Genomic DNA, 12,174 nt, shown 5'->3' on the forward strand with positions numbered 1-12,174 from the left:
CCCGTTGTCTGGGATTGGCTGATCCAGCGGTCTAAAGCAGAAGCTGTGAGGTCATATTCCTCCACAATTGCTGCTCTGGTCTTCCCATTTTCATAGAGCTGTACCATCTGTTTTTTAAATTCAGTTGTAAACGTACGTCGTTGTTTTTTAGGCACTGTAGAGATCCGCTCCTTAGCATGATAGGTTTATTCTACAAGCCCTTATTTTTTCTGTCCAACTTAGTGTAGCCGATCCAGATAAGAATTAGTTAGACCAAAGTTAATGCGAAGCAAAACAATAAGAATATATTTTTGGGATGAAAATCCTTTACATAAGCTTCTATGTCGCTAAGGCTAAGTTTTTTAGTGAACTATCGGTACAGAAGGTATAATGACAAACAACGAAGGAGCAGCTTTTGCATGCTCCTTTCGTATTTTTGCTGCTAGACCACTTAAGCGGGTTAAATTATACAGAATAAATAGTTTGCCATACATTCACCCTGTTCCTATTCTGTATTATCATCGATAATTTGCTTATAAAGACAATTGCTCGGGGATATGTCTAGGCTCGATATTTTACAATAAAGGGGGTAAAACAACTAATGGACCACTCTTTAGCTGAAAGTGAACAAGAATCTTCAAGAATATTGAACTTAGAATTAGAGCACCATTTGAATGCTACACAACTCGCGTACAATTTAATTTGCCTCGCGATAAACGTTTTTCCAGAAATGAACATATCGGAGATTTCAAGTTCCTTTAAAGTTTCTGTCTCTCTTTTAATTAAGATATCGAATGATATCAGATGCGCTTCGTTACTAAGTGCAAGGGGATATTCGATTCAGTCTGCTTCACTTGTATCTTCAATGTATGAGTCTTCATTTATGATCGCTTATGTAGGCAATGATGAAGAAAGGGCTATCAAGTGGATAGAACATGATAATCCTAAGAGACTCTTTATATCAGTGTATGATTTAACGAAGGAAGCAATTAAAAGTTTCAATGTTAGTGATATAGATGGAAGAACAGAGAAAGAATATTCTGATTACAGACAGCTGTGCATGGTGAAGCATAGTAATCCATTGATCCAGATGCAACATGGGTATCTCATAGAAGGGAATGTCGTGTTAGCTATAAATGGACCGGAGCATTCAGAAACATCGATTAGGATTAGTTGGTTTGCTCTTGAGAAGTCTATTAACTATGTGCTTATTTCACTAGGGAGTTTTATTAATAATCATTTAGCCACCTTGGATATCAAATATTTATTGGATGGTTATCAAAAGTTAACAGAAGTTCACGGAAAATTAATTCAACTGGCTATTGAAAGATGGGGAACTGAAAACCCATATCAAGGGAAAATCTAATGCTCCGAGGAGGATTAATGAAATATGAAAACTGATTATGTTCCAATTAACGAAGCAATATTGCTAGCAGTTTCCAAGATGATAGACGATTCACAAACTGAAGCTAAAAGGGAACCGTCTCACTCTGATCTTGATTTTCTCTTCAGTCAATTTGGGCTAAGTCACGCTGATCCAAGAACTCAGGGGCAGACAGTTGGCAAGTTCAAAAGAGTAAGGGGGGTGCTTTACTGGGCGCTAGAGAATGATATTCCGACTGGGGAAAAGGTGACAAAACGGTTAATTGAGGTTATCCGAGGTTATGGTGGGTTCAGAGAAGAATCCCCTAATTTTGTTGGTAAAGATGCTTTAAATAACGCAATTGAAGCTTTTAAATCAGAGGGTTACCTACTGACACTTAATGGTGAGATTCAACCAGCAGTGCTCGAAAATTTATCCGATAGAGAGATGACGGAAGCACTTCAAGCTTATGTCCGAAGGGCAAAGAAAGGCTCTAGGGATGCGGCATTGTTAGCAGGTACAGGGAAGGACTTACTTGAGGCTGTAGCTAAACATGTATTAAATGTTAAATGGGGGCAAGTAAGTACTAATTATAACTTTCCCTTCTTATTAGGTCAGGCCTTTACTGCTCTCGATATGGCAACAGCTCAGGCAAGAGTGGGGGCTAATGAGACCTTCATAACCCGTTATGAAAAAGCGTTATATGATCTCGGATGTGCAGTGAACGCAATTCGTAACAAAGAAGGAACAGGTCATGGACGACCCTTTCTCCCAAGTATTTCACAAGCTGAAGCATCTAATGCCATACAAGCAATAGGACTTGTGGCAGAGTATATGCTGATGAAATTGGAAGATTAGAGCTTGATTAGTTCCCGCCTGAGAATTCAACTTGAAGAGTGTTTGGAACAATGTATTATTTAGTAGTTATTTTTTTGGAAGGACTGATTTAATATGCTGTTTACTTCAAATTCTGATATTTATAAAAATGCTTACCCTAATTGGCAAAAAAATTTCAGGGAATCCTATGAATTTTTTGATTTATATTCTGAACATTTTAAAGAAGCTGCAGACAAGTTAATAGACTCCATTGGTGCTAATCGGGGACATATTGCTGATGGTATAATCAATCCCGCACTATTCTTGTATAGGCACTCTGTTGAGTTATCTCTTAAAGCTATTCTGCATCGGATATATATAGCGTCCGGTCTGGATGAAAATAGGATTAAAGAGAAACTAGAGGGACACAGCCTTGAAAGTTTATGGACAAGAGTTAATAATGAAATTCGAAGTAAATACAATTTTGGTTCTAACCAAAGTGAAAAAAATGAATTGAAGACTGTAGGCGTATTAATTATCGAACTACATAAAACAGATGATAGTTCAATGACTTTCAGGTATCCATTTGACAAACAACTTGAAGAGTTCAAATACGGAGATGGGAAAGAAAGTTTTGGAATTGATTTTATGCATTTCAAGAACCAGTTGGATTATTTGCATTCTAGACTAAGATATTGGATTTATTACCGCGTTTCAGGGGAAGGGACATACGAATAGAAATATTATCAAGAACTTTAGCCGCCGATTACTTCGGCGGCCTTCAGTGCATATGTATGAAGGCTTGATCAAGTTCTTGAATCGGCATAAGAGTTGGCAGTTATGCATCGCTTAGCATTTTTCGCCGATAGCCCCGTTAAGCTGAACCTTATCATAAGTGACGGCGAAATTTTACTGCAGGAAGATTCTTGCAGGATAAATAAGTTTGAAATAGAATTTCTATAGAATACTAGTTTGTAACTGGCTTAGAGACGGGAGGCAGCATTAGAATTGGATAGATTAATGCAGGATTTGGCTATACGTGGTGAAAGTATACAGAGGATCTATGATTACTTTATTGGTGAGCGTTTTTTAGTAAATCGAAGATACCAGAGAAAATTGGTTTGGAGTATTGAAGAGAAGAAAGCATTTATTGACTCCATTCGTAAAGGCTTTCCTATACCGCTTATATTAGTAGCTGAGGTTAGCTTTTATGACCAAAAAAACTTTGAAATAATAGACGGTATGCAGAGATTAAATGCGTTGATTTCTTTCATTGAGGGTGAGTTTGATTTAGAAGGTGAGTATTTTGACCTAGAAACAATGGCGAAAACAAAACTATTATTAGACAGCGGTGATTTAACCCAAAAGCTACCTAAAATGGATAGAAAAGTTTGCACCCAAATAGCTGGTTATAATTTACCACTATCTATCTATTCTTTTGAAGGTATAGACAAGATTGATGAGATTTTTCGAAGGATTAATTCGAACGGTAAACATTTATCTAAACAAGAATTAAGACAAGCTGGAGCAACAGGACATTTTGCTCAGCTTGTCAGACACATATCTAGTAAGGTCCGTGGTGATGTTTCTGCGCACGATACGCTCCTACTTAATGGTATGAAAAATATTAGTATTACAAGCCGCGACTTACCTTATGGGATTAACGTTGATAGCGTTTTCTGGGTTGCTGAGGGCATACTAACTAGAGAATACGTTAGGCAATCACGTGATGAGGAAGTGATCGCTGATATTTTGGCATATATGGCGTTAAGCATAAAACCACCTTCAAGTTCGGATATTCTTGATGAGTATTACGGACTTTCTTTAGGAGAAGGGGAAGGAGATAGTAGGTTTCAGGAAATTGAATCAGCAGTTCTTAAAGTTACACCAGAAGTCTTGGGTCAACAGTTCTTACATGTATACGATGAGTTAAGAAAAATATTGAACCACGCGGGTCAAACCTTTAATAGATTGCTTTTTGAAGACGCAGGACCACGACTCCCAAGATATTTCCAAATATTATTCCTAGCATTGTATGAGCTATTGATTTTAGAGTCTTTATCAATTGCTAACTATAGGGGATTAAGTGATCTTTTAAATAACATGGGTAGTAGGAACATGAATTTAGGTGGCGGGGGAGGTCGTTGGAGTGCAAGAGAACGTCAAAGTAATGTAGCCGCAGTAGCAGGCATTATCAGAAGTGTTTTTGTCAAGAAAGAAAGAAGAGACCCAGCAATAGACTCTTGGATAACTCAATTCGAAAATATTTTAACTCAGTCTTTTACAGAGCAATCCTTATATGATTTTAAGCAAGGATTCCATAGGTTGGGAGGGGATTTCGAGTTTGATGAAGCCCTTTTCCTAAAAGTGATTCTAACATTGACAGCAATGGCAAACGTGGGTCCGAATACAGTAGGTTACGTAATTATTGGAATTGCAGATGACCAAGTCGCAGCTGATAGGATTGAATCAATTTATGGAACAAGATCAGTAAAATTTAATAAGTTTGATATTACGGGCATTCAAGGTGAAGCTTCAAAATATAAAAATGGACTTGATGGATACTTTCAGTACATCATACAAAAAATATCTCAAATGCCTATTTCAGAAGCCGATAAAAACCAAATATCAAGAAATATAAAACTGATTAATTACTATGACAAGTCAGTACTTATATTTCAAATTGAGAGTAGAAATGAACCATCTTTGTTTGATGGAAAATACCATGTTCGTAAAGGACCAAACAACGAACCAATACCTCCCGATGAATACCCGGATTTATTCAGAAGATTTTTTGCATAATTACTTGACGAAAACTGCCCTCACAAAGTCTAAAGACTTTAGAGGACAGTTTTTAAATACCCAGCAAATAAATATTGTCATGCTCCATTTAGAAAATTTAGTGACTCCGGGACGAATTAGCTTCCAGTTGCGTCGCCGTTAGTATGATAAGGTGAACCGTATCACAAATAGAGTGAAATCTTTTATAGGAAATATTAATTTAATTTTACGATTTGATTAATATCCGTACCTTCAGTATTTTTGCCCATGAGCCTGCGGATCAAGGTTTCTCAATAGACAAAAGAGCCAGAAATTATTTACAATGCTCCTAATAGAATGGTAGGAAGGATATGGGGCTGTAATCATGAATATCCTCGAAGACTTATTGTTGCAAGTAGCGATCGTCGTTACGTTGATTTTTGCCTTCCAGCTCATTTATTTGATCGGCTTCGGGAGATTTAAGTATTTCAGGCTGATGCAGGCTGTTTTATTCGGAGTAGCGCTTGTGTTGTGCATGAGCTTTCCCGTCCAAGTTACCGACCAACTAACCATCGACATCCGTATCGTTCCGCTGCTTCTGGGGACGTTCTACGGCGGGGTCGAGACGACGATGTTTCTATCCTTGCTTATTTTGATTTACCGCTCCTACCTTGGGATAGATGACGGTTTCTATGCGACGACGCTGGCGGTGTTCATGTGCATCCCCATATTCATATTCTTCCAGTCCCGATTCCTGCAAGGGAATAAGAACCGGAGGCTGTGGATAGCGACAGGTCTTACGGTTAGCTATTGCGTTTGCAGCTTTCTGTCTATGGCTATCTTCATCGGCTTATCCGAAACATTCTTAGGCGCTATGCTTCTGTATACCTTGGTCATGATAACCGTCGTGCTGATCTTCGTTGCTATGAATGAGGTCATTAAGGAGACGCTAGTGAAAAATCAGCAGCGAGTGGCCGAAGCCAAAGATGCAGAGATTGCTTTTTTACGTTCGCAGATTCAGCCGCATTTTCTATATAATGCCTTGAATTCGATAGCCGCCCTCTGCGTGGAGGACCCTAGGCAGGCGGAGAAGCTTACGCTAGATCTATCTCAATATTTCAGAATCGGGCTCAACTTCAAGCAAATGGATACTTTCACGACATTGGAGAACGAATTAGAATTGACCAAGGCTTACCTTAATATCGAAAAGGTGCGCTTCGGCGACCGATTAGCCATCGAGTACAACATCGATGCCAATCCGAATCACCTCATCCCTCCGCTCGTCTTGCAGCCGTTGGTCGAGAATGCGATCAAGCACGGTCTGATGTCTAACGAAAGAGGCGGTACCGTCACAATCTCGATTCTGGAGCATGATGATAAGCTTCAGTTCGCTGTCGAGGATAACGGGTACGGGATGAGCGTGGCCAAGCAGCAGGAAGTCTTTGGTTCGGGTTCGGAGCGTACTGGAATAGGGTTGAGGAATATATCGCGACGAATCAAGCTGCTGTACGACTCAAGCTTGCAAGTCAACAGCACGGTCGGAATCGGAACGAAAGTGTCTTTCGAGCTTCCCTATCTGCCAGACAGGAGGAAGATGGATGATAAGGGCCATAATCGTGGATGATGAACCTTTGTCGGTGCGACGGCTGAAGTATATGCTTGCCGAATTCGAGGAACTCGAGATATGCGGCGCATTCCTAACGCCACGCGAGGCGTATGAGTATGCGCGAGCCACCCCCTTTCAGGTGGCGTTCCTCGATATCTCCATGCCGGATGTTGACGGGATGTCTTTGTCTCGATTATTGCTAGAGCGCGATCCCTTCCTATCCGTCATATTCGTTACGGGCTATGACGATTATGCGGTACAAGCCTTTGAAGTGAGTGCATTAGATTACTTAATGAAGCCAGTAACGGAACAACGGCTCGCCCGAACGTGGGAGAAGATCAAGGAAAAGTATCGCGATTATGCTTCTGAGGAGGAGCCGGGCGCAATCGGTCTGCTGACCGGACAGGAGACTCGAATCGTTCAATATATGGCCGAAGGGTTATCCAACAGGCAAATTGCGGAGACTTTGCACATCACTTCGGAGACGGTTAAGTATCACTTGAAGAACGTCTTCCGGAAGTTGGACGTCAATAACCGCGTAAGGGCGCTGCAGCGCGCCAAGGAATTGAAGATCATTCCATAGCCGATAGGCACTCTACCCAATCCCCCCCCATTCGGGGGATTTTTTAATATACCCGATTATTCTACATTAATAGATAATGAATCTCTTACTATTGGAGGAAAAGAATGATGCGTCGGATCTTATCCTTGTTGATGTTGTGTGCACTGCTTGGCGGCAGCTTGCCATTACCGGCTGCTCACGCGGAGACCATCCAGGATAGCGATTTTACTTATGTGTTGCAATTGGACAACACTTTAATGATTACGGATTACTCGGGAACGAGCACGGACGTCGTCATTCCGAGCGAATTCAACGGCAAGCTGGTCACTGCCATCGGGTCGTATGCATTTGACCAACTTAATAATCCTGGTCAACCTAAGCTAACAAGCGTAACGCTCCCGCCTAGCGTTACGATGATTTCCAATTTTGCATTCGCCCACAATGAATTAACTGCTATTGAGATTCCGAGCGTCACGAGCATCGGCAGAGGGGCCTTTCAATACAACCTGCTGCAAAGCATTGTGTTCGGAGAAGTTACCTTTCTTGATGAGTATGCGTTCGCTGACAATCAACTCGAAAGCGTAACGATTCCGGACAGTCTGGCTACCATCGGAAGGTATGCTTTCCAGAATAATCGTTTGTCAAGCGTGACCCTTCCGGAAGGACTAGAGCTAATTGATTCTTATGCGTTCAATGGCAATCATTTAAAGACGCTCCAGATTCCGAAGTCGGTAATTGCCATTTACTCCGGGGCGTTCATGAACAATTCATTGGGTGATGTTGCGATTCCGCCGGAAGTCACTCTCGGCGGATCGGAAATGCATCCTGTATTTGATTCAAAAGCAACCCTTTATTTCCCGAAGTCAAGTGTAAAGGTTTTTGACCACGCTGCGAAATACAGCATCAACATTTTTCCCTGCAATTATAATATTACCTATGACGGAAATGGCAACACAGGGGGAACCGCTCCCCCGAATACTCCTTATGTTTGCTATAATCGGGTATTTAAGGTGCCGATACCAGATCTAGATCAAGATCCAAGCGCGTTAACGAAGACGGGTCACACCTTCAAAGGATGGAACACGAAGCCAGATGGAAGCGGGATGAATTATTCGGACGGAAACTATCCGATTATTTATGGCATTCAGGCTGGAGGCTTTACCTTATATGCCAACTGGGAGGCGAATTCCTATCAAGTGTCTTTCGACACGAGAGGGGGAACGCAAATTCCGGCCCAATCGGTTGCCTACGGAGGACTAGCTCCCAAGCCTGAGGAGCCTGCGAGGGCGGAATATGCCTTTGTCGGATGGTATACGGATCCGGAATATACCGACTCGTGGGATTATGACAACGACACGGTCACCGAAGATATGACGTTGTATGCGAAATGGAAGTGGAACGGAGCAGCAACAATCGCGTCCTTAGCGTTAGGGAAGGATGGCGATCATGTAACTGGCGGCGATAGCCTTACGGTCACCGGCGTAGTGAGGGACGATACCGGCTTGCCTGTTGAGAACGCCGTCGTGATTTTGCGTAGCACCCTGGGCAAATGGAAGCTTACCGATAACAGCGACGTATCGGCGACAACGGATGCAAGCGGCGGGTTTGCAGTGGAATGGACGGCTCCTTCGGTAGCGAATCCAGGATCAGTAACGATTTATGCAAGCGTAGACGGTACGATCGGGGTGGCGGACAACCGGACGTTTCAGGTCGTTCCGCCAGATGAGTCCAATGCCCAGTTAAGCGATTTGTCGCTAGGGTCCATCGCTCTCGTTCCGGAATTCTCGGGCGACACGTACAGCTATACCGTGGCGGACGTCAGCAATGTCGTAACGAGTATCGACGTAACGGCAACGACCGCCAGCGATCAGTCCACTCTGGTGATCGACAATATGTCTGCCAACACCAGCGGCTTACCTGTTGTCAGCGGTTCACCCGTCAGCGTACCGCTGCATACCGGAATGAATATAATTAGAATCGATGTAACCGCGGGGGATGGGATCAATGCTCGAACGTTCTTGATATTCGTGCGCAGAGCCGATACCGTGATCAGCGGGGATTATGTTTACAGTTTGAAAGACGACGACGGCACAATTGCGATTATGAGGTACAAAGGAGCGGATTCGGACGTTGTCATTCCCGAGAAGATAGACGGCTATGTCGTGACGGAGATCGGGACGGGGGCTTTTGCGAACTTGGAGTTGACGGGCGTCTCCATACCCGATACCGTGACGAACATCTCCATGAACGCATTTAGTAACAATTTGTTAACGGCGGTGACTCTGCCGAAAGACTTAAAAAGCATAGGATACTATGCTTTTACGGAAAACCAGTTAGCCCAAATCATACTCCCGGATGGCTTAACTTCAGTGTACGGCCATGCTTTCGAGGATAATCGGTTAACTTCGATTACGATCCCCAATAGCGTCACACTGGTGGATGACTATGCGTTCTTTAACAATCTTCTAGAGGATGTAACGTTCGCCGAAGACGGTTTGCAAGAGATCGGTTTCGGCGCGTTCTCCGATAATCAGTTGTCATCTATCGTTCTTCCAAAGACGTTAACCTACTTGGATTCGGAGGCCTTTAAAAATAACAAGCTCTCTCAAGTGATCATGCCTGCGACCCTGGAGTTAGGGAGCAGCGTGTTCGGAGGGACGATGCAGACCGGGGTAAAGCTTATCTTCCCGGCTGAAGGCAATAGTGAAATGGTCAACTATGCGCTCTCGAACGGGTTCCCGTTTGAAATAAGCGATGTCCGCATCGAATATGATGGCAACGCCAACGGGGAAACCGAAGGAGAAGCACCGGTCGACGGTACTCATTACGATTATTATTCATCGGTTCCCATTCAACCGAGCGGGAGCTTGAAGAGAACCGGATATACCTTTCAAGGGTGGAACACAAAGAAGGATGGCAGCGGAGACTTCTATGAGGCAGGCGAAAGCTATAAATTCAAGCTTATCAGAGGAGTTGTAAAGCTTTATGCCGTGTGGGAGTCTGGGCAATTTTCCGTTTCGTATGAGACGAACGGGGGAACGGCGATTCCTGCAACGACCGCCAATGCGGGGACTCTTCTCGACGAGCCGACGCCGGCACCAAGCAAAGAGGGGTACCGATTTGCCGGGTGGTACAAGGATCCGAGCTATACGACTCAATGGAATTTCGAACAGAACACCGTTACCGGGGACATGACCTTGTATGCCAAGTGGGAGCGCAAGCAGCTCGCGATCCGTTTAGTCACGAGTAGCACTGTGGCGTTAAGCGGTCATGAAATCTCGGTGACCGGTACGGTATATGATGAAGGCGCTACGCCTCAGGCCAACATCTCCGTTCACCTGAGCAGCTCGGGCTTAGGTAAATGGAGCCAAACGGAGAGCGACAAGGCAACGGTGACAACCGATATGAATGGCACTTTCCAAGTCTATTGGAAGGCCCCTTATGTCTTCGAGACTGCATCGGTCGAGCTGTCGGCAACCCTTGATGGATCGAGTGCGGAGCCTGCAACGGTATCGATTCAAGTAAGTCCGCTGCCTGGCCCGAATCCGAGTTCGGATGCCGGCTTAGCCGGGTTGACGTTAAGCGCAGGTGATTTGGATCCTCGGTTCCAAGCCGGGATTACCAGTTATAGCGCCGATGTCGGATATGCGACAAGCATCGTCGCGATCGTACCTGAAGTATCCGATCAGGCGGCAACCGTAACCGTCAACGGAAATGTAGCGGAGTCAGGTCAGCCCGTACAGGTCAATCTGAATGTCGGTTCCAACCCCGTAGCGATAATCGTAACGGCGGAAGATGGTACAACCAAAACTTATCATGTTACGATCACGAGGGCCTCGGCACCGGTCGACACGATCCCGGTTGCCAGCATCAAGGTGACAAGCGCCACATCCTCCGTTTATGTAGGCGGCACGCTGCAAATGACCGTCACCGTGAGTCCGGACGATGCCACCAACAAGCAGGTATCCTGGTCGATACAAGGGGGTAGTGGCAGGGCCGTCATTGATGAGACGGGATTGTTGAAAGCAGAGCATGCCGGCCTCGTAACGGTTCAGGCGACGGCCCAGGATGGTTCCGGGAGCGTCGGAAGCCAAGAGATCACGATCTACGGGCGTCAACTAGGCGGTGGTGATACCCCGACAACGCCGTCACATCCGAATCCGACGACACCGTCGGACCCTAAGGCACCAACAGTCCCGACAACGAAGCCGTCTGAGAAGCCCCCAATACTCAATGTCGTTCCCGGCCGACCGCCGGTCGACGTGAATGACGCGGGAGCGATCCAAACGATGCTGGATGCACTTGCCGTCAAATTGGGCGATCACCGCAATGCGAACGTTCCTGTCTTTGCGGATGTGGAAAATCACTGGGCGGCTCATAGCATCCGCTTGTTCGCAAGACTCGGGATCGTTCAAGGATACGGCGACGGGACGTTCAAGCCTGATGCAAGCATTACGCGGGGAGAATTCGCTTCGATGCTGGCGAAGCTGTTCCCGCTTGCCAAAGGCACCGCGGCAACGCCCGGTTTTACCGATCTTGGGGACAGTTGGGCCAGGGACGCAGTCGTTACGCTGGCTAGCAACGGTATCATTAACGGCTATGAGGACGGTACTTTCCGGGCCGATCGAAATATTACGCGAGCCGAGATGATTGCGATACTCGCAAGGGTCGTGAATCTGACTGCGGTGAAGCAATTGAAGACGGTGAATTACCGGGATATCGATCGTACATGGGCTAAGGATCAGATTCAGCAAGCCGCGATTGCCGGCATTATCAGCGGAAGAAGCAAGAATGTTTTTGACCCGGATAAGAGCGCTACCCGAGCCGAAGCTTTGACCGTCCTCTTGCGAGCGATCTCATTAAATTCCGAAATCGAACAGTTGTTAGAGAGGATGAACTAAGCCATGTCTGCGAACGAATACTACATGCCGACCCATTGGCGGGTGAGGGGAAACATCTGGGAGATCTATGAGATCTGCTCCGACTTCTGGACTATAACGTTGGTGGCCTGAAGTATACTTGATTATCTCAGAACAGTTATAGGGTGACATTATCACAGCACAACGACACCTCCGTTCAGAATGGTTG

At 44.9% G+C, this 12,174-nt stretch carries 8 protein-coding genes; 7 read left to right on the top strand and 1 reads right to left on the bottom strand.

Annotated features, from left to right (window positions below):
• A partial coding sequence (locus tag ACFO3S_RS07375; protein WP_378094521.1) for a transposase occupies window positions 1-155 on the bottom strand: 155 nt, incomplete at its 3' end.
• A gap of 425 nt (window positions 156-580) precedes the next feature.
• Between ACFO3S_RS07375 and ACFO3S_RS07380 the strand changes: the two genes are divergently transcribed.
• The 7 genes from ACFO3S_RS07380 to ACFO3S_RS07410 all read left to right on the top strand — a co-directional run bounded on the left by ACFO3S_RS07380 (window position 581) and on the right by ACFO3S_RS07410 (window position 11,987).
• Entirely contained in the window at window positions 581-1,345 is a 765-nt protein-coding gene (locus tag ACFO3S_RS07380; RefSeq protein WP_378093926.1) for a hypothetical protein, read from the top strand.
• Window positions 1,346-1,369: 24 nt separating this feature from the next.
• Window positions 1,370-2,200 (top strand): abortive infection family protein, encoded by an 831-nt coding sequence (locus tag ACFO3S_RS07385; RefSeq protein WP_378093928.1) that lies wholly within the window; start codon window positions 1,370-1,372, stop codon window positions 2,198-2,200.
• Window positions 2,201-2,293: 93 nt separating this feature from the next.
• Complete coding sequence (locus ACFO3S_RS07390) at window positions 2,294-2,896, top strand: hypothetical protein (RefSeq protein WP_378093930.1); 603 nt, start codon at window positions 2,294-2,296, stop codon at window positions 2,894-2,896.
• A 270-nt stretch (window positions 2,897-3,166) separates the two neighbouring features.
• Window positions 3,167-4,960: a GmrSD restriction endonuclease domain-containing protein gene (locus tag ACFO3S_RS07395; RefSeq protein WP_378093932.1), complete on the top strand. Its 1,794-nt coding sequence runs from the start codon at window positions 3,167-3,169 to the stop codon at window positions 4,958-4,960.
• 343 nt (window positions 4,961-5,303) lie between these two features.
• Complete coding sequence (locus tag ACFO3S_RS07400; protein ID WP_378093934.1) at window positions 5,304-6,542, top strand: sensor histidine kinase; 1,239 nt, start codon at window positions 5,304-5,306, stop codon at window positions 6,540-6,542.
• Window positions 6,517-7,107: a response regulator gene (locus ACFO3S_RS07405; protein ID WP_378093936.1), complete on the top strand. Its 591-nt coding sequence runs from the start codon at window positions 6,517-6,519 to the stop codon at window positions 7,105-7,107. The genes ACFO3S_RS07400 and ACFO3S_RS07405 overlap by 26 nt, the downstream gene beginning before the upstream one ends.
• A 104-nt stretch (window positions 7,108-7,211) precedes the next feature.
• Window positions 7,212-11,987, top strand: coding sequence for a leucine-rich repeat protein (locus ACFO3S_RS07410; RefSeq protein WP_378093938.1), 4,776 nt, complete (start codon window positions 7,212-7,214; stop codon window positions 11,985-11,987).
• Window positions 11,988-12,174 lie beyond the last annotated feature (187 nt).

The organism is Cohnella hongkongensis (genome assembly GCF_042654645.1).
Classification (GTDB): domain Bacteria; phylum Bacillota; class Bacilli; order Paenibacillales; family Paenibacillaceae; genus Cohnella; species Cohnella hongkongensis.